22 protein-coding genes and 1 pseudogene are annotated in these 24,535 nt (G+C 44.0%); 19 read left to right on the forward strand and 4 right to left on the reverse strand.

Annotation, left to right across the window (positions count from 1 at the left end; translation table 11 throughout):
- From ACJ751_RS29485 to ACJ751_RS29495, 3 genes and pseudogenes are all read left to right on the forward strand, one after another.
- Nucleotides 1-2,060, forward strand: a pseudogene (locus tag ACJ751_RS29485) (SusC/RagA family TonB-linked outer membrane protein); the annotation flags it as partial.
- Between the two features lie 14 nt (nucleotides 2,061-2,074).
- On the forward strand, nucleotides 2,075-3,508 hold the full coding sequence (locus ACJ751_RS29490) for a SusD/RagB family nutrient-binding outer membrane lipoprotein (RefSeq protein WP_407749132.1): 1,434 nt from the start codon (nucleotides 2,075-2,077) through the stop codon (nucleotides 3,506-3,508).
- 120 nt (nucleotides 3,509-3,628) lie between these two features.
- Nucleotides 3,629-3,943 carry a DUF3467 domain-containing protein gene (locus tag ACJ751_RS29495; RefSeq protein ID WP_407749133.1) on the forward strand — a complete coding sequence of 105 codons (315 nt, stop codon included), beginning with the start codon at nucleotides 3,629-3,631 and terminating at the stop codon, nucleotides 3,941-3,943.
- On the opposite strand, the gene radC is transcribed toward ACJ751_RS29495, so the two are convergent.
- Nucleotides 3,944-4,636 (reverse strand): DNA repair protein RadC, encoded by a 693-nt coding sequence (gene radC, locus ACJ751_RS29500; RefSeq protein ID WP_407749134.1) that lies wholly within the window; start codon nucleotides 4,634-4,636, stop codon nucleotides 3,944-3,946. It lies immediately after the preceding gene.
- Nucleotides 4,637-4,761: 125 nt separating this feature from the next.
- Between radC and ACJ751_RS29505 the strand changes: the two genes are divergently transcribed.
- From ACJ751_RS29505 to ACJ751_RS29540, 8 genes are all read left to right on the forward strand, one after another.
- Complete coding sequence (locus ACJ751_RS29505; protein WP_407749135.1) at nucleotides 4,762-4,980, forward strand: hypothetical protein; 219 nt, start codon at nucleotides 4,762-4,764, stop codon at nucleotides 4,978-4,980.
- Between the two features lie 141 nt (nucleotides 4,981-5,121).
- The gene (locus ACJ751_RS29510; RefSeq protein WP_407749136.1) at nucleotides 5,122-6,072 is read left to right on the forward strand and encodes a ribose-phosphate pyrophosphokinase; all 951 of its coding nucleotides are present in this window, start codon (nucleotides 5,122-5,124) and stop codon (nucleotides 6,070-6,072) included.
- A gap of 29 nt (nucleotides 6,073-6,101) precedes the next feature.
- Entirely contained in the window at nucleotides 6,102-6,749 is a 648-nt protein-coding gene (locus tag ACJ751_RS29515; protein ID WP_407749137.1) for a 50S ribosomal protein L25, read from the forward strand.
- Between the two features lie 297 nt (nucleotides 6,750-7,046).
- Nucleotides 7,047-7,622 carry an aminoacyl-tRNA hydrolase gene (gene pth, locus ACJ751_RS29520; RefSeq protein ID WP_407749138.1) on the forward strand — a complete coding sequence of 192 codons (576 nt, stop codon included), beginning with the start codon at nucleotides 7,047-7,049 and terminating at the stop codon, nucleotides 7,620-7,622.
- A 148-nt stretch (nucleotides 7,623-7,770) separates the two neighbouring features.
- Nucleotides 7,771-8,382 carry a fumarylacetoacetate hydrolase family protein gene (locus tag ACJ751_RS29525; protein WP_407749139.1) on the forward strand — a complete coding sequence of 204 codons (612 nt, stop codon included), beginning with the start codon at nucleotides 7,771-7,773 and terminating at the stop codon, nucleotides 8,380-8,382.
- Nucleotides 8,383-8,615: 233 nt separating this feature from the next.
- Nucleotides 8,616-10,682, forward strand: coding sequence for a thiamine pyrophosphate-dependent enzyme (locus tag ACJ751_RS29530; RefSeq protein ID WP_407749140.1), 2,067 nt, complete (start codon nucleotides 8,616-8,618; stop codon nucleotides 10,680-10,682).
- 173 nt (nucleotides 10,683-10,855) lie between these two features.
- Nucleotides 10,856-11,545 (forward strand): hypothetical protein, encoded by a 690-nt coding sequence (locus tag ACJ751_RS29535; RefSeq protein WP_407749141.1) that lies wholly within the window; start codon nucleotides 10,856-10,858, stop codon nucleotides 11,543-11,545.
- 246 nt (nucleotides 11,546-11,791) lie between these two features.
- Entirely contained in the window at nucleotides 11,792-12,748 is a 957-nt protein-coding gene (locus ACJ751_RS29540) for a cation diffusion facilitator family transporter (protein ID WP_407749142.1), read from the forward strand.
- Here the strand turns inward: ACJ751_RS29540 and ACJ751_RS29545 are convergent.
- The gene (locus tag ACJ751_RS29545; protein ID WP_407749143.1) at nucleotides 12,745-13,581 is read right to left on the reverse strand and encodes a serine hydrolase; all 837 of its coding nucleotides are present in this window, start codon (nucleotides 13,579-13,581) and stop codon (nucleotides 12,745-12,747) included. The genes ACJ751_RS29540 and ACJ751_RS29545 overlap by 4 nt on opposite strands.
- Nucleotides 13,582-13,785: 204 nt before the next feature.
- On the opposite strand from ACJ751_RS29545, the gene ACJ751_RS29550 reads away from it, so the two are divergent.
- Entirely contained in the window at nucleotides 13,786-14,199 is a 414-nt protein-coding gene (locus ACJ751_RS29550) for a response regulator (RefSeq protein WP_407749144.1), read from the forward strand.
- Here the strand turns inward: ACJ751_RS29550 and ACJ751_RS29555 are convergent.
- Nucleotides 14,194-15,015: a purine-nucleoside phosphorylase gene (locus tag ACJ751_RS29555; RefSeq protein WP_407749145.1), complete on the reverse strand. Its 822-nt coding sequence runs from the start codon at nucleotides 15,013-15,015 to the stop codon at nucleotides 14,194-14,196. The two genes, ACJ751_RS29550 and ACJ751_RS29555, sit on opposite strands and share 6 nt — an antisense overlap.
- A gap of 157 nt (nucleotides 15,016-15,172) precedes the next feature.
- Here ACJ751_RS29555 and ACJ751_RS29560 point away from each other — a divergent pair, with 157 nt between their 5' ends.
- The 4 genes from ACJ751_RS29560 to ACJ751_RS29575 all read left to right on the forward strand — a co-directional run bounded on the left by ACJ751_RS29560 (nucleotide 15,173) and on the right by ACJ751_RS29575 (nucleotide 21,310).
- Nucleotides 15,173-16,618 (forward strand): arylsulfatase, encoded by a 1,446-nt coding sequence (locus ACJ751_RS29560; RefSeq protein WP_407749146.1) that lies wholly within the window; start codon nucleotides 15,173-15,175, stop codon nucleotides 16,616-16,618.
- Entirely contained in the window at nucleotides 16,615-17,763 is a 1,149-nt protein-coding gene (locus ACJ751_RS29565) for a formylglycine-generating enzyme family protein (protein WP_407749147.1), read from the forward strand. The genes ACJ751_RS29560 and ACJ751_RS29565 overlap by 4 nt, the downstream gene beginning before the upstream one ends.
- A gap of 229 nt (nucleotides 17,764-17,992) precedes the next feature.
- On the forward strand, nucleotides 17,993-20,284 hold the full coding sequence (locus ACJ751_RS29570; protein ID WP_407749148.1) for a GH92 family glycosyl hydrolase: 2,292 nt from the start codon (nucleotides 17,993-17,995) through the stop codon (nucleotides 20,282-20,284).
- Between the two features lie 9 nt (nucleotides 20,285-20,293).
- Nucleotides 20,294-21,310 carry a LacI family DNA-binding transcriptional regulator gene (locus ACJ751_RS29575; protein WP_407749149.1) on the forward strand — a complete coding sequence of 339 codons (1,017 nt, stop codon included), beginning with the start codon at nucleotides 20,294-20,296 and terminating at the stop codon, nucleotides 21,308-21,310.
- A 16-nt stretch (nucleotides 21,311-21,326) separates the two neighbouring features.
- Here the strand turns inward: ACJ751_RS29575 and ACJ751_RS29580 are convergent, their stop codons facing one another.
- Nucleotides 21,327-23,015 (reverse strand): PAS domain S-box protein, encoded by a 1,689-nt coding sequence (locus ACJ751_RS29580; RefSeq protein ID WP_407749150.1) that lies wholly within the window; start codon nucleotides 23,013-23,015, stop codon nucleotides 21,327-21,329.
- Between the two features lie 248 nt (nucleotides 23,016-23,263).
- Here ACJ751_RS29580 and ACJ751_RS29585 point away from each other — a divergent pair, with 248 nt between their 5' ends.
- The 3 genes from ACJ751_RS29585 to ACJ751_RS29595 all read left to right on the forward strand — a co-directional run bounded on the left by ACJ751_RS29585 (nucleotide 23,264) and on the right by ACJ751_RS29595 (nucleotide 24,508).
- Nucleotides 23,264-23,485, forward strand: a complete 222-nt coding sequence (locus ACJ751_RS29585; protein WP_407749151.1) for a YtxH domain-containing protein — start codon at nucleotides 23,264-23,266, stop codon at nucleotides 23,483-23,485.
- A 26-nt stretch (nucleotides 23,486-23,511) separates the two neighbouring features.
- A complete protein-coding gene (locus ACJ751_RS29590) occupies nucleotides 23,512-23,877 on the forward strand; it encodes a phage holin family protein (protein WP_407749152.1) in 366 nt (121 codons plus the stop codon).
- Nucleotides 23,878-24,241: 364 nt separating this feature from the next.
- Entirely contained in the window at nucleotides 24,242-24,508 is a 267-nt protein-coding gene (locus ACJ751_RS29595; RefSeq protein WP_407749153.1) for a DUF6520 family protein, read from the forward strand.
- Nucleotides 24,509-24,535: the final 27 nt, after the last annotated feature.

Below are 24,535 nucleotides of genomic sequence, written 5' to 3' on the forward strand. Positions count from 1 at the left end.
GTAACGAAGAGAAAGGAATTCTGCCAAACAGCCGCCTCCTGAAAAATATTGTAAACTTCAGTACTACTTATGCTATTACGCCTAAATTAACGGCCACCGCTTCTGTTAACTATTCCAAAGTAGATGGCAGGGGCCGGTATGGCACTGGTTATAGCGGCCGTAATATCAACCAAAACTTCAGACAGTGGTATGAAACAAACGTTGATATAAAAGAACAAAAAGACGCCTATTTCAGGAATCGTAAAAACATTACCTGGAACTGGAAAAGCCCATCCAATGAATTAACGGGTTTAGTTCCCATTTATACAGATAACTACTACTGGACTGTTTATGAGAACTATGAAACCGATTGGCGTAGCCGTGTATTTGGGTACGCATCTCTTGATTTTAAAGCAACTGATTGGTTAAGTTTCCTGGGCCGTGTTTCGGTTGATAATTATTCCGAATTACAGGAAGAACGCGTTGCAGTGGGTAGCCAGGGTACATCAGGCTATACCCGTTTCGACCGTACTTTCAACGAGTTGAACTACGACCTGATGGCCAATATTGATAAAAACCTTACCAAGGACCTTAATTTCAAGGCCCTGTTAGGAACCAATTTGCGTAGGAGTAATTCGAACTCAAGCCTGGCTACTACTTCTGGTGGGATGATCGTTCCCCAATTATACGCCATTTCAAATTCAAAAGGAACGGTAGCGCCGGTTGAAACTTATTCGCCCGTTGCAGTGGATGGTTATTTTGGCGGTTTAACGCTGAGCTACCAGGATTACTTAACACTGGACGCTACTTTCCGCGCTGACCGGGCCTCTACTTTGCCGGTTTCTAATAATGACTATAACTATTATGCGGTATCAGGCAGCTGGGTGTTTTCGCACCACCTTACTACTGTACCCTGGTTGTCTTCAGGTAAACTTCGGGTAAACTATGCAACAGTAGGTAATAATGCCCCATTTGGTATTGTAAAAGATGTATACGATCAGCCCACACCGTTTGGCTCTGCCATCTTGTTCTCCGTAACCGATACCAAGAATAATCTATATATTAAACCTGAACGCACCAAAAGCCGCGAAATAGGGTTGGAAATGGCATTTTTAAAAAATCGGTTAGGTTTTGATGTTACTTACTATCAAACCAATTCAGTTGATCAGATCATTAATGCTGAAGTATCCGCAGCCTCTGGTTATACCAAGAAATGGATAAATGCCGGTGAAGTGGAGAACAAAGGTGTTGAATTGTCATTGTATGGTACACCGGTTCGTACAAAAGATTTCTCATGGACTATTAACTTAAACTGGACCCGCAACCGTAACAAAGTGCTTTCATTGAATGGTGGCGCGCAGAACCTGCAGTTGGGTTCATTCCAGAGTGGGGTAAGCATTAACGCTTCTGTAGGTCAGGCTTACGGAACTATTCAGGGCAAAACCTATGAAATGTTAGATGGCAAAAGGCTGATTAACGATAAGGGCTATTATGTAACTACTACCACTACTACCAATATTTTCGGTGATGTTAACCCCGACTGGATCGGTGGTGTGTACAATACCTTTAAATATAAAAACCTGTCACTGGGCTTCCTGATCGATGTGAAACAGGGTGGTAGCCTCTGGTCACTCGACCAGTTCTACGCACAGGGTACCGGTGTTTATAAAGAATCGGCTGGTTTAAACGACCTGGGCAATCCCGTTCGTAACAGTTTGGCCGATGGTGGTGGTGTAGTATTCCAGGGGGTAACAGCAGATGGTAAAGCAAACACCAAACGCGTAGTTGTAGACGCTAACTCTCCGCAATTGCCTCAGGCTGCGTATACCTACGATGCCAGTTATGTTAAATTAAGAGAAGCTAATATTTCATATTCATTACCATCAAGCATTTTTGGAAAGGTTAAAGCCATCAAAGGAATTGACGTTTCTGTATTTGGCCGCAACTTATGGATCATCCACAAAAACTTACCTTATGCTGATCCTGAAGAAACAGTGTCTGCTGGTAACTTAATAGGTATGCAAAGTGGTGCTTATCCTACAACCCGTTCTATCGGTATGAATGTTAGACTGAAATTCTAAAACTGAAACAAATCATGAGAAAGATTTTATATTTAGCATTGCCGGTATTACTGTTAGCGGCATGTACAAAAGATATCTCCCGCTTTAATAACGATACAAAAAAGCCAACGATAGTTCCGGGATCAATGCTGTTTTCCAATGCAACAAGGAATATGGCCGATGGCTTGATCAATGCCAGTGTAAACGTAAATGTATTCAGGTTTACCGTTAATCACTGGGCTATGGCCACCTATCAGGATGAAGCGCAGTATAATTTTACTACCCGTGCTATTCCACAAGCCTGGTGGACGAGATTCTATCGCGATGTGTTAAAAGACCTGGCAGAAGGCTCAAGGCTCATTACTGCCGATGCCTTTTTAGATCCAGGCATTAAACAAAACCAGCTGGCTATTATTGATATCATGCAGGTATATGCTTACAATGTACTGATAAACACGTTTGGCGATATCCCTTACACAGCGGCTTTGGATGGTGAAAACGTGTTCCCGGCATATGATGATGCCAAAACCGTTTATACTGACTTGTTAAAAAGACTGGCAGACGACATCAGCAAGTTAAAGACCACTTCCACCGGTTTTGCATCTGCAGATGATGTCTTAAATAAAGGCAGTATTACCAATTGGATAAAATTTGCCAATACCCTGCAATTTAAAATGGGTATACTGCTGGCCGATGTAGATAACCCAACTGCCAAAGCCATTGTGGAAGCATCCGAGCCAAATGCTTATTCTTCCTACCAGCAGAACGCATTTTTTAGATACCTGGCGAACAGCCCTAACCAAAGTCCTCTGTATACAGATATTGTATCGGGAGGCCGTTCAGATTATGTTGCTGCAAAAGACCTGATGGATCCATTGATCAGTTTAAACGATCCCCGCAAAGCTTTATTTTTCACCCCCAACGACGCCGGTAATTATGCCGGAGGCATTGTAGGAGCGTCGAATACTTTTGAAGATTTCAGTCGTCCCAGCTCAAGGATCTCTGCTGCCGATTCTGTCTATATCTTTCTTGATTATGTAGAAACAGAATTTTTACGGGCCGAAGCCATAGAACGTGGCTATAATGTTGCCGGTACTGCCGAACAGCATTATAATAATGCCATCGCTGCTTCCATTGTTTATTGGGGTGGAACATCGGCCCAGGCCGCTGCTTACCTGGCACAGCCAGGGGTGGCCTATACTACCGCGCCTGCCACTGGTGGCTGGAGACAAAAGATCGGATTCCAGAAGTGGATCGCTTTATATAACCGTCCGTTCGAAGGCTGGACCGAAATAAGAAGGCTTGACTATCCGAAGCTGACACCGGTGGTAAAAGCTATTTCAGGTTTCCCCAACCGTTTCCCTTACCCAGGTAACGAGCAGCAGTTAAATGGTACCAACTATACCACAGCTGCTGCCAAAATGGGTGGTGATAAAGTGGAGTTCAAATTGTTCTGGGATAAATTCTAGTACAAGATCATTTTTCATAAAAAAAAGCAGCAGCCCTGACCAAACCGTCGGGGCTGCTTTTTTAATTTTGTTTCCCCCTTAGCGCCTGGTTTCTTACTTTTGAGTCTTAAACTTTTAATGATGGAAGATCAAAACCCGCAGCAAAATCAGCTTAATATCGAAATATCAGAAGAAGTAGCAGAAGGGGAATATGCCAATCTTGCCATCATTACCCATTCCCACGCCGAGTTTGTAATAGATTTTGTGAATGTGATGCCTGGCACGCCTAAAAGCAAGGTAAAATCACGTATTATATTAACACCCCAGCACGCCAAGCGCTTTATGAAGGCCTTAACGGAGAATATCCAGCGTTTTGAAGCCGCCAATGGAAAGATCCAGGACCTGGAAGATGTGCAGATTCCCATGAATTTCGGAGGGCCTACCGCCCAGGCGTAATTAAAGCATGCCTGCATCAGCAAAGCTGAAATAGCCGTTTTCGCTCACTATAATATGGTCGAAGAGGGAAATGTCGAACAGTTTGGCTGCATCCTTCATTTTTTTGGTAAGGTCCTGATCGGCTTTGCTGGGTTGTAAACTGCCCGAAGGGTGATTATGGCAAAGGATCAGGCTAACCGCGTCTTCCAGTACTGCCCTTTTTAAAATTACCCGGGGATCGGCCACGGTTCCCGTAATACCGCCTTTGCTTATTATTTCAAAATGATTTATCCGGTTGCCCTGGTTTAAATAGGCCACGGCAAACACCTCGTTGGGCAGGTCTCGCAACAGCGCTTGCAGGTAGTTGGCTATGTCGCGGCTACTCTTTACATACGGTTTTTCAAGAAAGAGGGAGGCCTGGCGGCGACGACCCAACTCAAGGGCGGCAATGATAGTAATGGCCTTTACTTTACCTACTCCTTTGATACTCATCATTTCCTGTATGGTAATTTTACCTAGTTCATTTAGGTTGTTCTTGCCCAGTCGAAGAACCTCTTTTGCCAGTTCAACGGCATTCTTTTGTCGATGACCGTTTCCGATGAGGATGGCAAGCAGTTCCGAGTCGCTCAAAGTGGCTGGATTTTTCCCTAGCAGCTTTTCCCGGGGGCGGTCGTCTTTAGCCCATTCTTTTATTGTAAGTTTAGGTTCTTGCATAGTTCAAAAGTTTCTACTATTTTTCGGACAAATACTATAACCACAAAATGTGCGTTATGTACTAGTTTTGTGCACCATTTTATATAGAAATCCAAATCTTTTGTAAATACTTAATCTATATCCCCATGAACAGAAAGACTACTTTAGCCGCTATTGGAGGTTATCAACCTTTTCTTTTTTGTATAGGTATGTATTTTGTTGCCCTTTTCTTCTCCATTTTTATTTGTTCAGCCATTTTTTATGCATTCTATCCCAAAAAGATCGCGAAAGAAGCGGGATCGAATCATAGAACAGCTGTGATGACACCGGGCAATTCGAATATTTTGCTGACAGTAACCAAGTAAGCGCATCATTTGGGGATGCACCGATTAATCAGTTTCCATTGAGTTCCTATTTAATTATCAAGGTGAAATAAATTTTTTGTCCAAAGGTTGTCGGGCAAATCCCACGCTACTTGTTATCTTCGCCGCACATTTTATCGCGGTATGCAAATGTCAAGTAAGATCTTTTCAGGTACAGGATCACAATACCTGGCCGAGAAAATAGCTCAAAAATTCGGCGCCACCCTTGGAAAAATAACCATCTCAAAGTTCAGTGATGGAGAAATTCAGCCTGTTTTTCAGGAAAGCATCCGGGGTGATATGGTTTTTCTGGTGCAAAGTACTTTTGCACCTGCCGAAAATTTACTCGAATTGTTATTAATGATCGATGCCGCCCGGCGGGCCTCGGCCTATAAAGTGGTGGCGGTAATCCCATATTATGGCTACGCGCGGCAGGACCGGAAGGATAAGCCCCGCGTGGCCATTGGTTCTAAACTGGTTGCCAACATGTTAGTGGCTGCCGGCGCCGACCGGGTGATTACCATGGACCTCCATGCCCCCCAAATCCAGGGATATTTCGACATTCCCGTTGACCATCTCGACAGTTCTGCTATTTTTATTCCATATATCCAACAACTTCAGTTGGAAAACCTTACCTTCGCGGCCCCCGATGTGGGAAGTGCCAATCGCATTCGTGAAATAGCCTCTTACTTTAATGCAGAAATGGTAATATGCGATAAGCACCGTAAACGGGCCAATGAAATTGCCAGCATGGTGGTGATTGGTGACGTTACCGACAAGGATATTGTGTTGATAGATGATATATGTGATACAGGTGGTACACTGGCAAAAGCAGCCGGTTTGTTGAAGGAAAAAGGAGCACGTAGCGTTCGTGCATTGTGTACACACCCGGTTTTAAGTGGGAATGCATACTCAAATATTGAGAACAGTGTGTTGGAAGAACTGGTAGTATGCGATACGATCCCCATGAAACAGAAGATCTCAAAAGTGAAGATCTTAAGCGTTGCCGAACTGTTTGCTGTAGCTATTCGCAATGCGTATGAGAACAGAAGTATCACCGGGCTGTTTATACATAGCCAAAGAAGAAACAGCTAAAAGAAGGAATTTTTAAACAAACATAAACAATGAAAACAATTACAATCGAAGGACAACTGAGGACCGAAACCGGGAAAAAAGCCACCCGACAACTTCGCTCTCAGGGACTGGTGCCTGGTGTAATTTACGGCGGTACACAGGAAATTGCTTTCTCAGCACCTGTGCTGGCTTTCAAATCCATCGTATATACTCCTGATTTCCAGTTTGCTGAAATTAAAGTAGACGGAAAAAGCTACAAATGTATCATGAAGGATCTGCAGTTTGATAAGGTATCAGATAGCCTGTCACACGTAGATTTTCTGGAAATGGTACAGGACAGACCGGTAATTGCAACCATTCCTATTAAATTTACCGGCGTTTCAATTGGGGTAAAAGATGGTGGTCGCCTTATTACAAAGGTGAAATCATTAAAAGTGAAATCACTTCCTCAGCACCTGAAAGAAAACATCGAGGTGGATATTACCAACCTGGAATTGAATGGTAACATTCGCGTTGAAGATGTTAAGGAGCCTGATTATGAAATTCTCAACTCACCGCGTATTCCCATTGCATCAGTAGTAATGACGCGTCAGTTGAAACAGGAAGAAGCTGCTGCGCCTGCTGCCGGAGCTAAAGCGCCCGCTGCCGCTGCTGCTGCAAAAGCGCCTGCTGCAAAAGCACCAGCTGCTAAAAAGTAAGTTTGATAATGTTATTATAAAGCCCGGTAAAACCGGGCTTTTACATCGAAATATAAAGAGGTCAGGTGAGTCACATGAGGAACTGAGAATAGGGATCATTGACTGATTTGACCTTTTTTACTGAAACTGACCACCCCCAATTGACGTGCGACTCAATTAACAGGTGACCTGATATGACTATTTGATCCATTTGCCGGATTGCCTAATTTGACCCTTGACTTTTAAGACTGTTTTGATCATTTTTGGCCTTTTCTGCATGTAGCTTACCCCACCACCCATTATTCAACTATTGCCGTTATGAAATTCCTTTTAATAGGATTAGGTAATATTGGAGAAGATTATGCGTATACTCGTCACAACATAGGTTTTGATGTAGTGGATGCTTTTGCCCAAAAGCACGGCGGCCTTTTTGGGGTAGGAAGGCTGGCACACGTTTGTGAGATGAAGTGGAAGGGCAAAAAGTTGACGATAATCAAGCCTACCACTTATATGAACCTGAGTGGCAAGGCCGTAAAGTACTGGATGGAAAAAGAATCGGTCGCTTTGGAACAATTATTGGTAATAGTAGACGATATTGCATTACCGCTTTCCAGAATACGGCTTCGATCTTCGGGTAGTAGTGCCGGTCATAATGGATTGCGGAGCATCGAGGAGACCCTTCTTACCGATAAATACCCCCGATTACGATTTGGTGTCGGTAACAATTTCCCCAAAGGAGCGCAGGCTGATTTTGTGCTAAGCCGCTGGACGCCCGAGGAATCGCCCTTAGTAAAACGAAAGGTTGAAAAATGTGTGGAGGTGGTAGAAAATTTTATCACTATTGGCATCGAACGAACTATGAATGAAGCGAATAAATTGGAGTTTACACTATGATTTGTTAATTTGAATCTTTATTTTCGCAAGGCCAATATTTGTGGTGAGTAATATTCTGGTATTCAATATCTCTATGACCACGTACCCCCGGCTTTTCCAGGCGCATGAAACTTGAAAACAATTATCTCAATTAAACCCTTTGTTGAGTATGAAAATTTTCTGTGTAGGCCGTAATTATGTGGCTCACGCAAAAGAACTGGGTAACGAGGTTCCGGATGAACCTATAGTTTTTATGAAACCTAAGAGTGCATTACTTCAGGCTCATACCCCTTTTTATTACCCCGAGTTCACAAACGAATTACATTACGAATGTGAACTGGTATTGCGTATATCGAAGAATGGTAAATACATTCAGGACAGATTTGCCAGCAAGTATTACGATGCTGTAACCGTTGGTATCGACTTTACTGCGCGCGACATTCAAAATGAGTTGAAAGAAAAAGGGTTGCCCTGGGAAAAAGCAAAAGCCTGGGATAATTCAGCAGTGATTGGCAAGTGGATCCCTTTTACGAATGTCAAAAACAAAAAAGACATCAACTTCTGTTTATATAAAAACAAGGAACTGGTGCAACAGGGAAATTCTGGGTTAATGATGAATAACTTTGATAAAGTAGTGGCCTATATCTCCAACTACTTTTCAGTGAACATCGGCGACCTCGTATTTACCGGTACACCGGCGGGAGTAGGCGAATGTGTGGTTGGTGACGAGCTGGAAGCTTTTATCGAAGACGACAGCCTATTAAGTTTAGAGATCAAATAACAAATAGATCATCATTACAAGGAAATAGCCTTTCCCGATTCTTCGGGAGAGGCTTTTTTATTGTCTGTACTGGGATAATTGGAATGTATGGGAAAATCAAAGCGTTCAGAGCATATGCCAGCTGAATCAGAGACATTATTTCGAAAATTTAGGTTCATATCCCACAAATCCCAAAAATCTCAAAAATCCCAGTCCAAACTAACATTTGTTATTACTATTTTTGCCGGTTATCTATGATGCACACCGACACATTATTGAAGGCCTACCGCCTTATGTGTACCGCCAAAGCCATGGCCGACACCTATGAAGCAAACCGCGCCATTTGTAAATACGTTCATTCAACGTCACGAGGCCATGAAGCCATTCAATTGGCCACTGCCTTTCAAGTATTACCCTGTGACTATATAAGCCCGTATTACCGGGATGAGAGCATTCTGCTGGGCCTCGGCTTTTCTCCCTACCAATTAATGCTGCAGCTGCTGGCCAAACGCGACGATATCTTTACCGGCGGCCGCGAATATTATTCCCACCCCAATTACCGCGGGGCCGATAAACCTACCATTATACATCAGAGCAGCGCCACTGGCATGCAGGTAATACCAACCACCGGTGTTGCCCAAGGCATACAATACCTGGAACAGATAAATTCCGATAAATTAGTAAAAGGCCCCGGTGGCGAATTACCAGTGGTAATTTGTTCATTAGGCGATGCCAGCGTAACCGAAGGCGAGGTGAGTGAAGCATTCCAGTTTGCGATCTTAAAGAAGCTGCCCGTTATCTACCTGGTGCAGGATAACAACTGGGGTATAAGCGCTACTTCTGAAGAAGTGCGCGTAATGGATGCCTTCGATTATGCAGCAGGCTTTCCCGGCCTTGACCGTGTACGGATCGACGGCAGCAATTTTGAAGAAAGCTTCGATACCATGCATCGCGTGGTGCAGTATGTACGGCAGCATAGAACGCCCTACCTGGTGCAGGCAAAAGTGCCCTTACTGGGCCATCATACCAGTGGGGTGCGCAGGGAGTTTTACCGCACTCAGGAAGACCTGGAAAAGCATGCGTCGAACGATCCCCTGCCCAAATTGCGGCTGCGTTTATTACAGTTTGGCGTCGATTCACAACAATTACAAAGCATAGAAAAGGAAGCCTGGGCAGCGGTGAACGAGCAGTTTCAAAAAGCGGCTGAAGCACCCGAACCAGATACAGCGACCGTAACAGACCATGTGTTTGTACCAACACCTGTTACCGAAGAAAAAGGACAACGGCAACCATTCGGCAATGATAAGATCATTATGGTGGATGCGGCCTTGTTTGCCATCAGGGAAATAATGGAAGATTATCCTGAAGCCCTATTGTATGGGCAGGATGTGGGCCGGCGTCTGGGCGGTGTTTTTCGTGAGGCGGCAACCCTCGCAGAGAAGTTCAGCGATACCCGCGTTTTTAATACCGCCATTCAGGAAGCATACATCATTGGTTCAACAGTGGGTATGAGCGCCGTAGGGGTGAAACCAATTGTTGAAGTACAATTTGCCGATTACATATATCCGGGCTTTAATCAGTTGGTGACAGAGATTTCGAAATCGAGTTATCTGAGCTGTGGTAAATTCCCTGTTGCAACAGTAATACGCGTGCCTATTGGCGCTTATGGCGGCGGTGGGCCCTATCATAGTGGAAGTGTTGAAACAACACTGTTATCGATCAAAGGCATCAAGGTGGTCTATCCTTCCAATGCAGCAGATATGAAAGGTTTAATGAAGGCCGCATTCCTTGATCCCAACCCGGTAGTAATGCTTGAACATAAAGGATTATACTGGAGCAAAGTGCCTGGTACAGAAGATGCAAAAACAATTGAGCCTTCCAGAGATTATATACTGCCCTTAGGTAAAGCAGCATTGGTTATAGCAGCTGATGAAACCAACATTACTAACGGCGAATCATGTTGCATAATAACCTATGGCATGGGTGTATACTGGGCGCGTGCTGCAGCGAAAAATTTCCCCGGGCAGGTTGACGTTATTGACTTGCGTACATTGTTCCCACTTGATGAAGAGCTCCTCTTCGAAAGAGTAAAAAAACATGGTAAATGTTTGGTGCTTACTGAAGAACAACAGAACAACTCCTTTGCAGAAGCACTGGCAGGAAGAATATCGTATACATGTTTCCAATGGCTCGATGCACCGGTTACAGTAATGGGTGCATTAAATGTTCCTGCTGTACCTATGAACATGCAACTGGAGCAGGCCATGTTACCAAATAGCGAAAAAGTGGCAGCAAAAATTAAACAGTTACTGCTCTCGTAAAAACGAGCCATACATACTCTACAAGATAATTTTATTTCTCCTTATATTCTACAAGATAAGTAGGTTGTATCGTACATCCTATCCTTCTGCCGTTTGTAATATTTTAACACGGGGCATATACTAAAAATTGTCTTATTTACGTAGAGTTACGTACTTCAAACACCTAAGCAGCCATGAAAAACAGATATCTGAAAGGTGCCCATCTTTCTGAGCGGAAAGTTCGGGAACTTATTAAATTATTCTCAGAAGATCTGACAGCCACACAGATCGCCAACATCACAGGAATTAGCCGAATTACGGTAAATGCGTATTTCAAGCTAATTCGTACACACATCGCAAAATTTTGCGAGGAAAGAAATCCATTTCATTTCACCAATGGAACAACGGTTTATCATGTTTCGGAAAATGGCGAAGTGGCCACTAATGGCGAAGCTTCAAAGAAATCGTTTTACGGCATTTTTAAAAACGATGAAACCATTTACACCGACAAGATTGCCAATATTGATTCGGAATGGATGTACGATTGGTTAAAAGGAAAAACGGAAGGCGAACGCGACATTGTTGAAAAGTATCGCCTTCACATGTACAATGGCATTGCCGATTTTAACAGCATCCGTTTGTTTCGTACCAACGATTCGGTAACGGGGGTATCGCGTGGCAAAACAAACCTCGATGAAATTGATTTATTCTGGGGCATGCTGAAATCGCGGTTGATAAAATTCCGTGGTTTAAACAGCGGCACCCTGTACCTGCACGTAAAGGAAACCGAGTTCAGGTACAATTACAGGGAAAATGATCTTTTTGAACTGCTGATGGAAATTCTGCACAAACGTCCATTGCATTATTCAAAGGCAGTAAGATAATTAACGAACTCCGGGGATTTAATTTCTATAGCCTATCGCAACTCATCCCTGGATCATATAAAACCAGTTGCGGTATTAGAATTTTTCTCATGTGACTCGCGGGTGGTCTCTACCACCTGCTTTTTTTAAGACACAAGCTCCAGGATCCAAGGCTCAGGTCTTGCAATTCGGAGTTTTCGATAAAATACAGGTTGCCTGAATTGTAGGCCCTTATGCCTTGTTCCCTGATTCTTGTACCTTTGCCTTATGGCGCACGACCACTCACATGCAAACCACGGTCATTCCCATGCCGTATCGTTTAATGAAGCCAGCCTGAAGGCTTTTCAGGTAGGTATAGCCCTTAATGTATTATTCGTAGTGGTAGAAGTAGTGGCGGGACTGGCCTATAAATCCATGTCGCTGCTGAGCGATGCCGGTCATAACCTGGCCGATGTAGCCAGTTTGCTGCTTTCCTATATCGCCTTTAAACTCGCCCACCGGCAGGCTACCATCCGGTACACTTACGGATTTAAGAAAACAACTGTATTAGCGGCCTTTTTAAATGCCCTGTTGCTGCTGCTGGCTATTGGTATGCTGGGGTACGAATCGGTATTGCGCCTGCATGCGCCGCCAGCCGTTCAGGGTACCGGCATTGCCTGGGTAGCTGCGCTGGGTATTGTAGTGAACAGCGTTTCAGCCTTTCTTTTTTTCAGACATAAAGACACTGACCTCAATGTAAAGGGCGCCTATTGGCATTTGCTGGCCGATGCCCTGGTATCGGTAGGCGTGGTAATTGGCGGTATTGTTATTTCCTACACCGGTTGGTATTGGTTAGACCCTGCTATTGGATTGGCAATCATGATCATCATCCTTATCAGCACCTGGTCGTTATTTACCGATAGTTTTAAAATGTCGGTTGATGGAGTGCCGGCTGGTATTGAGCTGGATGAAATAAGCCGCGTTATATTATCCGTTAAACATATCGTCAATGTGCATCACATTCACATTTGGCCATTAAGCACGACCGAAAATGCGCTTACCGCCCATGTCATCGTCGATGACCGCCTGCCATTCGATGAAAAATTAAAAGTGATCCAACAGCTCAAGCATGAATTAATGCATCACAACATTCACCACAGCACTATTGAACTGGAATCGGAAACCATTCATTGCCCCAATGAAAATGAACGGTTAGAACAACAGGCGCAACAACACAATCATTAAGATTCCCTGGGCGTACTCACATACTTATAGATCATTTCCGACACTTCGGCCATTGCCTTTTTGGCGTTGGCTTCGTTCTGCAGGTTTTTTGATAAGATCACCAGCACATATTTTTTTCCGTTGGGAAGGAACACAATTCCGGAGTCATGTAGAACGTGGGTAATATTCCCCGTTTTGTGCGCCACCTTTACATCCTTAGGTAAGCGGGCAGGAATGATCTCATTGAATTCCTGGTTTAATAAGATTTTAATCATGGCTTGTGAAGAAGCGCTGTCTATCAGTTCGCCTTTCGCCATTTTTTCATAAATAACCATCAGGTCGTTCGCTGTGGTGACATTATTTAAACCCTTGTCGAAAGCTTTACTATCTTCCACACCCCGCAGGATCTGTATTTTATTAGCGCCCAGCTGCCGCATGGTTTGTGTAACGTTACGGGCATTTACCATTTCTATTACCATATTGGTGGCCAGGTTGCTGCTCCTGATGATCATGTCGTATACAAGATTGTACAGGGAGATCTGCTCACCTAAATGCTGGTACAGCGATGTGTCGCTGTCGTCTTTGGCGTTCAGGCTGAACAAACTGCTGTCAACAATACTTTTAAATTCATTTTTAAGCACAACGGAATCGTTCAGGGAAAACCTACCGGCAGCGGCCTGTTTGTATACTTCAATCATAATGGGCGTTTTCATGGTACTGGCAGCATGAAAAAATTCCTGTTCGTTAATCAGTAAAGAGTCTCCGGTTGAAAGGTCTTTAAACGCCACGGCAAAATTGCCGGGTTGTTCTGCCAGTTTGGAGTTGATCTGGTCTTTCAGTTTATTTAATGTCATATGATTTGAACAGGCGCCAGGCAGCAAGCTGCAAAACAAAAAGAAAATTTTGGAAAGATGGGTCATAACCGGGAGTTATAGTGCCGAAGATAACAGAAAATATTTTTGGCCCTTTACCGCTGTTAAAAAGATGAACTGATTTTCTGAAAAAAAACTTACCTTGACAAAGACGTAGACTATCACATTTTCTGAAACTTTTTATCAATGCTTCAAAATCAACTGCTGTTTTTGGTAGATGACGACATAGATGATCATGAAATATTCAAATCAGCGCTGGCAAAGGTTGATGAAGACCTTGAATTAATAACGGCTACCAACGGCTACGAGGCCCTGAACATGCTCTCAACAGCCAATACATTCCCTGACTATATTTTTGTTGACCTCAATATGCCCGGCATGGGCGGTCTACAATTTCTGAAAGAAATAAAACAGACAGATAACCTGAAACACCTCCCGGTGATTATATATACCACCAGTTCAAACCCGGTCGATATTGCCAACGCAAAAGAATTAGGCGCCGTAACGTTTATTACAAAACCAGCCCGGTTCGCAGAGCTTTGCAATCTTTTGCGGTCGTTGATCGGCGGCCAGTCAACCACCAGCAGGCAAACGCTATAATTGTTCAATAACGCTTTTAAAAACGGTGCTCAGCTTTTGGTCGGCTTTGGCGGCCACGGCAATTATTTCTTCAATATTCACCGGTTGCAGGTTGTCGGGATCGCATTCGTCGGTAATTACACTAACAGCCGCACAGGACAGCCCGATCTGGCTGGCTACAATTACTTCCGGAACGGTGCTCATGCCTACCATATCAGCCCCGATCACGCGAAGAAAGCGGTATTCTGCCCTTGTTTCCAGGTTAGGACCGGGCACGGCCACATAAACGCCCTGTTTAAGCGGCACCGATAGATCGAGCGCCGTTTTAATAAATACTTTATTTAACCGGATGTCGTACGGTTGGCTCATATCAGGGAACCGGGGTCCCAGGCCGGGTTCATTCACCCCGCGCAATGGATTTTCAGGTTGCAGGTTTATGTGATCGGTCAATAAAACAAGATCGCCCTTTTTGTAATCAGGGTTCATGCCGCCAGATGCATTGCTCAATAACAAATGGGTTACGCCTAATGCTTTAAACACCCTTACCGGAAAAGTGATCTGTTGCATGCTGTAGCCTTCATAATAATGAAAACGGCCCTGCATAACCAGTATTTTTTTATTGCCAACAGAAGCAAGTATCAGTTTGCCTTTGTGCGACTCAACGGTGGAGGTGGGAAAATGCGGGATCTCATTGTAAGAAATTTGCCGGATCACTTCAACCCGGTCAATAAAAGAACCAAGACCGGTACCTAAAACAATAGCGGTTGAAGCGCCCGTGAATCCTTTCTCTTCTAAAAACCGGGTGGTTTGTGCAATTTTTTCAATGATTTGATTCATCCCGTGATTTTTTTTCAAAATAAAGTATTCCAATGGTTATTTACCAGCATTTGGATATTTTTATTCAATAGTGTATTCTTTTTCAGAATATGATCTGTATTGTAAAATCTATTAATTTAGTGGAGTAATAAGCCGCATAACAGATCAATAAATGGCTATGAAGATGAACAAATCATGTATTCAGATCGTCCTCGCAGGTTTCTTTATTTTATTGCAATGGCAGCAAAGCAATGCCCAGCAAACAAAAACAGGCAGACCCAATATTATTTTCATCCTGGCCGATGACCTGGGTTATGGCGATCTGGGTTGTTATGGACAAAAGCTGATACAAACACCAAACCTCGATGCCATGGCAAAACAGGGCACGCGGTTTACGCAATTTTATGCCGGCACTGCGGTATGCGCACCTTCCCGTTCTTCCTTCCTTACCGGACAGCATACAGGCCATACACCTATTCGTGGCAATAAAGGCGTGCAACCCGAAGGGCAATGGCCCATTCCCGATTCAGCCATTACCATTGCTGAAGTACTGAAGAAAGCAGGCTATGCCACCGGCGATTTCGGAAAATGGGGCCTGGGGCCAGTGGCTTCATCAGGCGATCCCATTAAACAGGGTTTCGATGCTTTTTATGGATACAATTGCCAAACCCTGGCGCATGATTATTATCCCGATCATTTGTGGGAGAACGATACCCGGGTTGACTTCGCCGCCAATACCCCTGAGCACCCAACTGATTACTCGGCAGACCTGATACATCAAAAGGCGCTGCAGTTTATCAATCAGCATAAAGGCAATCCGTTCTTTGTATTTCTCTCTTATACCTTGCCGCATGCTGGCTTGCAGGTACCCGATGACAGCCTGTTTGAAAAATACAAAAAGCTGCTCAACGAAAAACCCATCCCCGTATCAAAATGGAATGGTAAAAACTATGCGCCGCAAGCTTATCCCCGCTCGGCATATGCTGCAATGGTAAGCCGGCTGGATGCATACGTTGGACAGGTGCTGCAACAATTGAAGAAAGATGGCATCGATAAAAATACACTGGTGATCTTCTCCAGTGATAATGGTCCGCATAAAGAAGGCGGTTACGATCCTGATTTCTTTAACAGCAATGGCCCGTTGCGGGGTATTAAAAGAGATCTGTACGAAGGAGGCATGCGCGAACCAATGATCGCCTGGTGGCCTGGTAAAATAAAGGCAGGCGCCACTTCTGATTACGTAGGCGCCTTCTGGGATTTTCTACCAACATTTGCCGAACTGGCTAATGCGCCAAAACCAAAGAACATCGACGGCATTTCAATTGTTCCTGCATTGCTTGGACAAAAAAATGCACCCATGCATCCCTGGTTATATTGGGAATTTCATGAACAAGGTGGTAAGCAGGCCGTACGTATGGGAAAATGGAAAGGCGTAAAATTAAATGTAACCAGTCAACCCAATGGGCCAATCGAGTTGTATGACCTTACAACAGACCTGGGCGAGAAGAATAATGTGGCGGATAAACATCCGGATGTAGTGCAGGCCATTCGAAAAATTATGGAACAGCAACACAAGGAGAGCCCGGATTTTCCTTTGTTTACAAAATCAGCTAACGCAGAATGATCGGGACAGGTAAAAATATAAATAGCGGAATTGGAATTGGCGCCATAGCTATGGTGATAGCAATGGCGGGATGCAAACAATCAGGTGGTAAAGTGGCAGCAAGGACAGATAGTATTCCTAAAGGCGATACCATTATGTCCTGTACTTCAAATCTGCCATCACGTTTTGCAGCAGCGGCTTCTACAGATTCAATAGTGGCCAATGGAAAGAGTTCCTATGCCGGTATGGTGAAGATCCCCGGTGGTGATTTTCAAATGGGCGCTGCAGATAAAGAAGGCCGGCCCGATGAATACCCGCAACATCCTGTTCATGTGGATGGTTTTTATATGGATGCTACCGAAGTGACTAATGCGCAGTTCATGGAGTTTGTAAAAGCCACTGGCTATGTAACCACAGCAGAACGTACTCCCGATTGGGAAGAATTAAAAAAACAATTGCCACCAGGCACACCCAAACCAGCCGACAGCCTGCTGACGGCAGCTTCGCTGGTATTTACCCCACCGGCAAAACCTATTGCATTGAATGATGTAAGCCAGTGGTGGCAGTGGGTTAAAGGGGCTAACTGGAAACATCCGCAAGGACCCGCCAGCAGCATAAAAGGAAAAGAAAATTACCCGGTGGTACAGGTTTCGTGGGACGATGCAATGGCCTACGCCAAATGGGCGGGTAAGCGATTGCCAACAGAAGCGGAGTGGGAGTGGGCAGCCCGCGCAGGACTAACCAATCAGCCCTTTACCTGGGGAAGCGAGGCTGTCGAAAAAGGACAACCGAAAGCAAACATCTGGCAGGGACATTTTCCCGATCGTAATACGGCAACTGATGGATTTGCCCGGGTAGCGCCGGTAAAATCATTTGCCGCCAACGCCTATGGTTTGTACGATATAGCCGGCAATGTTTGGGAATGGTGTTCCGATTGGTACCGGTCAGATTATTATACGCAGGCAGCAGCAAAGAGATCAGTAAACCCCGCCGGGCCTGCCGCCAGTTACGATCCTGATGAACCCACGGTTCCAAAAAGAGTAGTACGTGGCGGTTCTTTTTTGTGTCATGCATCCTATTGCGCCAGCTACCGTGTATCGGCACGAATGAAAACATCACCCGATACCGGCCTCGAGCATACAGGCTTTCGGTGCGTGAAGAAGTAGTTTGCATACACAAGGCTATCATACTGATTGATGATGTTGATCTTATATATCTGTTACAAAAACAGAAATACACTATCCCCGTTTGTGGTTTCTCCTCTTTTGCCAATTTCAGAAAAAAATATATGAGGAAGGCGGTTTTTTAATTTTGCAAAATCGTTTTAGATGTGTATTATTGTTACATATTTACTCATGCCGACACTCTATGGGTACAATTAAATTAACTGATTACATGAGATCGATTGTTTGCCTGCTACTAACGATTTGTTACGTACATTCCTTTGCCCAAACAACTCAAAGCCCGGTTGAACCTGTGGATTATGTGAACCCGTTAATGGGTACCGATTCAAGGATCGATCTTTCTAACGGAAATACGTACCCAGCCATTGCGCTGCCCTGGGGAATGAACTTTTGGGTACCCCAAACCAATCATAATGGCGATGGGTGGACCTATCAATACAGCGCAGAAAAGATCAGAGGTTTTAAGCAAACCCATCAACCCTCGCCCTGGATAAATGACTATGGTCAGTTCAGCATAATGCCGGTTACCAAAAAAATGATCTTCGACCAGGAAAAGCGCGGCAGCTGGTTCTCCCATAAAACAGAAAGATCAACGCCCTACTACTATAGTGTGTATCTGGCTGATGCCGATGTAACCACTGAGATAACACCCACCGAACGCGCCGCCCAATTACGATTTACCTTCCCTGCCTGCGACAGTTCATTTATTGTAATAGATGCATTCAATAAAGGTTCTTATATTAAGATCATTCCGGGGGAAAGAAAGATCATTGGCTATTCATCAGCCAATAGCGGGGGAGTGCCTGCAGGGTTCAAAAACTACTTTGTTGTTTATTTCGATAAAGATTTTACCATAGCTCATACCTGGCATGATAAAACACTGGCAACCGACACGCTTGAATACCAAGCCGACCATACCGGCGCCATTGTTGGTTTCAAGACAAAAAAGGGAGAACAGGTGCATATAAGAACCGCTTCTTCTTTTATCAGTTTTGACCAGGCTGAATTAAATGCGCAACGCGAATTGGGCAATGATTCGTTCGATGCCATTTGTAAAAAAGGCCGCCAGGCCTGGAACCACGAATTAGGCCGGTTGCTGGCAGAAGGTGGCACACCCGATCAATTGCAAACCTTTTACTCCTGTTTGTACCGGGTGATGTTATTCCCCCGTAAATTTTATGAATACAACAAGGCTAATGAAATAGTACATTATAGTCCATACAACGGACAGGTTTTACCAGGCTATATGTTTACCGACAATGGCTTTTGGGATACCTTCAGAGCAGTGTTCCCATTCTTAACTTTAATGTATCCCAGCCTCAACAGCCAGATCATGCAGGGGTTGGTAAACACGTATAAAGAAAGCGGCTGGTTGCCGGAGTGGGCCAGTCCGGGCCACCGCGATTGTATGGTGGGTTCCAACTCCGCCTCGCTGATCGCAGATTCATATATGAAAGGGATCCGTGGGTATGATATCAACACGCTGTATGAAGCCATTGTAAAGAATACCGAACAGGAAGGTCCGCTTAGCTCGGTAGGCAGAAAAGGCGTTCAGTATTATAATCAATTGGGTTATGTGCCGTATGATGTGAAGATCAATGAGAATGCGGCCCGTACCCTGGAATATGCTTACGACGATTTTACAATAAGTCAACTGGCCAAAGCCATAAGCCGGCCTAAAGAAGAAGTTGAGCGTTTTGCTCACCGCAGCATGAACTACCGCAACCTGTTTGATCCCTCAACCCTGTTGATGCGTGGAAAAAATAAGGATGGTAATTTTCAATCGCCGTTCAATCCGTTTAAATGGGGCGATGCCTTTACCGAAGGCAACAGCTGGCATTATACCTGGAGCGTTTTTCATGATGTGCAGGGATTGGCGAACCTCATGGGCGGCAATAAGATGTTTGCGAGAATGCTCGATTCAGTTTTTGCCCTGCCACCGGTTTTTGATGAAAGTTATTATGGCGGTGTTATTCATGAGATCCGTGAAATGCAGATCATGAACATGGGACAATACGCCCATGGCAACCAGCCCATTCAGCACATGATCTATTTATACAACTATGCCGGCCAGCCCTGGAAAACCCAATACTGGATCCGCCAGGTAATGAATAAATTATATCACGCTGCGCCAGATGGCTATTGCGGCGATGAAGACAATGGCCAAACCTCCGCCTGGTATATTTTTTCAGCCATGGGCTTTTACCCGGTTTGTCCTGGTACCACCCAGTATGTTTTTGGAACGCCGTTGTTCCGCAAAATGATACTTACCTTTGAAGATGGAAAAAAGCTGGTGATACAGGCGCCTGCAACAGATAAGAACACATATTATATTCACAATATTTCACTGAATGGAGTAGTGCATCCAAAAAACTGGATCGATCACAGTCAGTTACAGAAAGGCGGCATATTATTATACGATGTAAAGGATAAGCCTTCTTATACCCGGGGAACAACACCGGCTGCCTATCCGTTTTCAGTAACCCAGGCATTGGCCCGATAAACTATAACCATGAAAAAAGTATCCATAAAAGATATTGCTCAAATGGCGGGAGTGGCATCATCAACCGTATCATTTGTATTGAATGGTAAGGCCCGCAAAATGCGCATCAGCGAAACGGTTGAAAAGCGGGTGATTGAAGTGGCCCGCAATGCGGGATATTATCCCAACCAGCTGGCCATTAGTTTACGTACCGGTAAATCAAAAACACTGGGGCTGATCGTGGAGAACATCGGCAACCCTTTCTTTGCCACATTAGCAAAAACAATTGAAGAAGAAGCCGAGCAATACGGTTACCGTGTGGTGTATTGCAGTACTGAAAACAATGCATCGAAAGGTAAAGAGTTGATCAATATGTTGTCGCAACGGCAGGTAGATGGATACCTGATAACGCCGGCGCCGCATATGGAAGATGATATTCGGCAACTGGTTCAATTAAACCGGCCTGTTGTTTTAATTGACCGCTATTTGCCTTCGGTAGAAGTATCGCATGTGTTGGTAAACAATACCGAGGCGGTAGCGCAGGGAATGGCGCACTTGTTTGACCGCGGCTATAAAGAAATAGGATTTGTTACGGTTGACCTTGACGTTATTCAAATGGAGGAGCGGCTTGATGGCTATCTCAGCGCGCTTTCAAAACAGGGCATCCGGCTGAATAAAGATATTATCCTGAAGATCCCTTATACCCATCAACGCGATGAGGCAGTTGAATTGATAGTAGCCTTATTGAAAGATAATCCGCAACTGGATGCGTTGTTCTTTGCCACCAACTACCTGGCCATACTGGGTCTGGAGAGCATCAATCGCCTGAAAATGGCTATTCCGCAAGACATTGCTGTTATCAGCTTTGACGACCACGATATTTTCCGCATATATCCACCCGGTATTACCAGCATACAACAACCGGTTGAAGCCATTGCAAAAAAAGCGGTAGCCTTGTTGATGGAACAATGCGAGAGCACAGAAACCAAGATCGCCAAAACAGAGATAGAGCTAACTGCAAAACTAATAGTGAGAGGGTCTACTTAATCGGTCGGCTCTTTATTCATGGGTGGTTTATTGGCAATATAATGGTAAAGGAGGCTCCGCTTTCAGGAGCGCTTTTAGCGGTAATTATCCCATCGTGGTGATCTACAATTTTTTTACATAAAGCTAGTCCTATCCCCGTACCGCTAAAAGAGCGCATGTTGTTCAACCGCTGAAAGATGATGAAGATCTGTTCGGCATATTGTTGCTCAAAGCCGATGCCGTTATCGGTAAAAACCAGTTTTACATATTCAATGTCTTGCTGCAATTGCGGATAGTTCACCATTTCTGATGGCAACAGCATTGTTGACGTAATGCTTATGACCGGTTTGGTTTCGGAAAACTTTAATGAATTACTGATCAAATTAGCGAACAGCTGGTGTAACTGCAAGGGAATTCCTTTAATGATGGGTAAGTCAGTAGCAGTGACAACGGCCTGTTTCTGTTCAATGAGTAACTCGTAGTCAGATAATACATCCTTCAATACTTTATTAAGATCTGTTTCTTGAAACTGTTCACCGGTTTTGGTAAGCCGGGAATAATTCAGCACATCATTGATGAGTTTTGACATGCGTTTGGCAGAAGCATAGATCTTGTTAAAGTATTTTTCAGTCAGTTGGCTGTCATCGAGATGTTCCCTAACCATATCGGCAAAGGTTTGAATTTTGCGCAACGGTTCCTGCAGGTCATGACTGGCGATATAGGCAAACTGTTCCAGTTCGTGATTCGATCTTTCGAGCGCCGAGTTGGAGGTAAGCAATTCACTGGTACGTGCCACCACCATTTTTTCCAGCTCGTCATTGGCCTTTTTTTGTTCGCTTTCTATGGCCAGGCGCAACCGTTCTTCGCTTTCCCTGATCAGTTGTTCTGCTCTTTTCTGGGCGGTGATATCCCGGGCAATCTTTGAAGCGCCGATGATAACGCCTTTACTGTTTTTAACGGGAGATATACTCAGCGAAATATCGAGCAGCCTGCCGTCTTTGGTAAGGCGTTTGGTTTCAAAGTGATCGATCCTTTCACCTCTTTTTAAGCGTTCCAATATTTGTGGTTCTTCATCCAGTCTGTCGGGCGGAACTATTTTAGTAATAGAAACGCCGATCATTTCCTCAGCCGTATAGCCAAAGATCCTTTCAGCACTGTTATTCCAACTGGTGACAATACTTCCCAGGGTTTTACTAATGATAGCGTCATCAGATGACTCTACAATAGCTGCAAAATGCCCGTGACTTTCTTCAATATTCTTATGATCGGTGATATCCTCCAGCATATTCACGCCGCCTGTTACTTTTCCTGTGGCATTAAAAAAGGGCCTGGGATGGGGCTTTACAATTCGCCTCGTACCATCAGGCCATTCCATGATGATCCCGGCATCCTGAATTTCCCTGCCTTCTTTTATAGCAATGGCCATGGGACTTTGGTTAAATGGTAACACCTTTCCATCCATAGTATATATTCTTTTTGCTCCACACCAAACGTCTTTTCCAGGTTCGGGTTCCCGCCCCCAAAGGGCAACTGCGGCTTTATTATAGGTGAGAATATGACCACTGGCATCGCAGGTATAAATAGCTGCCGGCAATGCCTGGATGAGTTGTTGCGTATACAGATGAGAAGCATCTGCTTCTACAGGATTTTTCATTCGTTCGCGTCTGGACGAGGTTTCGGGGACGTTATTGGGTCTTTTTAACTGCGGCATTTCTTTTGATTTCATATTCGGGATATAACGAATGTTATATGATTTTAAAATTTTATGCCAACATAAGCCCGGGATTGGTAATGTTATAATATATTGTTTTATAAAGAGTTCTATTTGCTTCCCTGGCTTCTACATATTTAAATAAATGGGGGTGGGTTGCCTCAGGAAGACTGATATGAATCAGTTCAGGGTAAATAACAGGCAATTAACTTTGTAAGGAAGAAAACCTGTTCTAATTAATTTTTAACTTAATCACTTTTGTTATGAGTAAGAGTAACATTTTAACCGCGTTTATTGCCGGAGCAGCCATAGGGGCAGTAGTAGGTCTTTTGTTTGCACCCGATAAGGGTACTGAAACCCGTAAAAAAATTAATGAAGAAGGTAAAAAAATGTCCGATGCCATCAAGAATAAATTCAATGAAATGAAGGAAAAAATGAATGCTGTGAAGGATGATATGGAACAGCAACGCGAGGATCTTGCATAACGGAATAGTAAATCAAAACTGGCATTATGAGTAATTCATTCGAAAAATGGGAAGGGTTAACAGACCATGTAAAAGAGTATATCAATACCAGAGTAGAATTAACCAAACTTCAAATTGCTGAAAAATCGTCGCTGGTCGTTAGCCAGGTGATTGCAGTTACCATTGTAGCCCTGTTCTTTTTATTGTTTTTGATTTTTGGAAGTATTGCCGGCGCCTGGGCTTTGAGTAACTGGATTGGAAAACCTTATTCGGGGTTTTTGATCGTGGCCGGTATTTATTTGCTGCTGGGTATAATTGTATGGGCAGCAAGAGGCCGGTTATTACGTTTTCCTATCTTGAATGCTATAATAAGACAATTGCAAAAGAGGGATAACGACGATGAACCCTCCTGATTTTCTCCTAATTATGAATATATAACGTTTACAATGATTTGAAAAGATCGTTGTTTGGGGATTTTATTTGAAAAGAATCTTTTTCTTCTTTATTTTTATTCAGATTCCCTGGTACACTTCAAACCTCAAAGCAGGTATTCGGCCTGATTGTATTCATAGCTCATAAGGGTAATCTGCCATTTTCTGATCAACGTGACTCTCCAACTATTTAGCTTCTTGCAAGTATTAATTTATACAGGCAGATTATATAATACGCATGTTTGAATACACGAGGTATTCGGATAATCGTTATTTACTGGTATTGTATACGTGCAAATGACTTCCGCGCTGCGGACAGTTACTGTTAACCATTAAACACCTGGGTATGAAAAGGATCAAGCTCATTTTGAATATAACCGCCATTACGATTGCCATAACCGGCGCCGTAGCGTCCAGCATTTATATGCAAGACAGCGACCAGCCTCAATATATTCACGTCAATAACTCTTATATACCCGTTGGTGATTATGGTGCCGACTATAATTGCCACGATTCTACAGGTGTATGTACGTATTACCAGCCGGATCCGGTTGCCCGGCCCCGGGATTATTCACCGCACCGCAAAGGGAAATACGTTCCGGCAGATAAATAATACAACAGGTATAACCAAAACCATATA

Origin of the sequence: Niastella sp., assembly GCF_045805085.1 — a bacterium.
In the GTDB taxonomy this organism is placed as follows: domain Bacteria; phylum Bacteroidota; class Bacteroidia; order Chitinophagales; family Chitinophagaceae; genus Niastella.

Bases quoted from the DNA above. Each gene is read 5' to 3' on its own strand.
- ACJ751_RS29550 (WP_407749144.1), top strand. From the start codon at position 13,786: ATGCTTCAAAATCAACTGCTGTTTTTGGTAGATGACGACATAGATGAT.
- ACJ751_RS29525 (WP_407749139.1), top strand. From the start codon at position 7,771: ATGAAAATTTTCTGTGTAGGCCGTAATTATGTGGCTCACGCAAAAGAA.
- ACJ751_RS29545 (WP_407749143.1), bottom strand. From the start codon at position 13,581: ATGACATTAAATAAACTGAAAGACCAGATCAACTCCAAACTGGCAGAA.
- ACJ751_RS29580 (WP_407749150.1), bottom strand. From the start codon at position 23,015: ATGAAATCAAAAGAAATGCCGCAGTTAAAAAGACCCAATAACGTCCCC.
- ACJ751_RS29595 (WP_407749153.1), top strand. From the start codon at position 24,242: ATGAAAAGGATCAAGCTCATTTTGAATATAACCGCCATTACGATTGCC.
- ACJ751_RS29555 (WP_407749145.1), bottom strand. From the start codon at position 15,015: ATGAATCAAATCATTGAAAAAATTGCACAAACCACCCGGTTTTTAGAA.
- ACJ751_RS29590 (WP_407749152.1), top strand. From the start codon at position 23,512: ATGAGTAATTCATTCGAAAAATGGGAAGGGTTAACAGACCATGTAAAA.
- ACJ751_RS29565 (WP_407749147.1), top strand. From the start codon at position 16,615: ATGATCGGGACAGGTAAAAATATAAATAGCGGAATTGGAATTGGCGCC.
- pth (WP_407749138.1), top strand. From the start codon at position 7,047: ATGAAATTCCTTTTAATAGGATTAGGTAATATTGGAGAAGATTATGCG.
- ACJ751_RS29540 (WP_407749142.1), top strand. From the start codon at position 11,792: ATGGCGCACGACCACTCACATGCAAACCACGGTCATTCCCATGCCGTA.
- ACJ751_RS29535 (WP_407749141.1), top strand. From the start codon at position 10,856: ATGAAAAACAGATATCTGAAAGGTGCCCATCTTTCTGAGCGGAAAGTT.
- ACJ751_RS29575 (WP_407749149.1), top strand. From the start codon at position 20,294: ATGAAAAAAGTATCCATAAAAGATATTGCTCAAATGGCGGGAGTGGCA.
- ACJ751_RS29510 (WP_407749136.1), top strand. From the start codon at position 5,122: ATGCAAATGTCAAGTAAGATCTTTTCAGGTACAGGATCACAATACCTG.
- ACJ751_RS29585 (WP_407749151.1), top strand. From the start codon at position 23,264: ATGAGTAAGAGTAACATTTTAACCGCGTTTATTGCCGGAGCAGCCATA.
- ACJ751_RS29560 (WP_407749146.1), top strand. From the start codon at position 15,173: ATGAAGATGAACAAATCATGTATTCAGATCGTCCTCGCAGGTTTCTTT.
- ACJ751_RS29570 (WP_407749148.1), top strand. From the start codon at position 17,993: ATGAGATCGATTGTTTGCCTGCTACTAACGATTTGTTACGTACATTCC.
- radC (WP_407749134.1), bottom strand. From the start codon at position 4,636: ATGCAAGAACCTAAACTTACAATAAAAGAATGGGCTAAAGACGACCGC.
- ACJ751_RS29495 (WP_407749133.1), top strand. From the start codon at position 3,629: ATGGAAGATCAAAACCCGCAGCAAAATCAGCTTAATATCGAAATATCA.
- ACJ751_RS29490 (WP_407749132.1), top strand. From the start codon at position 2,075: ATGAGAAAGATTTTATATTTAGCATTGCCGGTATTACTGTTAGCGGCA.
- ACJ751_RS29530 (WP_407749140.1), top strand. From the start codon at position 8,616: ATGATGCACACCGACACATTATTGAAGGCCTACCGCCTTATGTGTACC.
- ACJ751_RS29505 (WP_407749135.1), top strand. From the start codon at position 4,762: ATGAACAGAAAGACTACTTTAGCCGCTATTGGAGGTTATCAACCTTTT.
- ACJ751_RS29515 (WP_407749137.1), top strand. From the start codon at position 6,102: ATGAAAACAATTACAATCGAAGGACAACTGAGGACCGAAACCGGGAAA.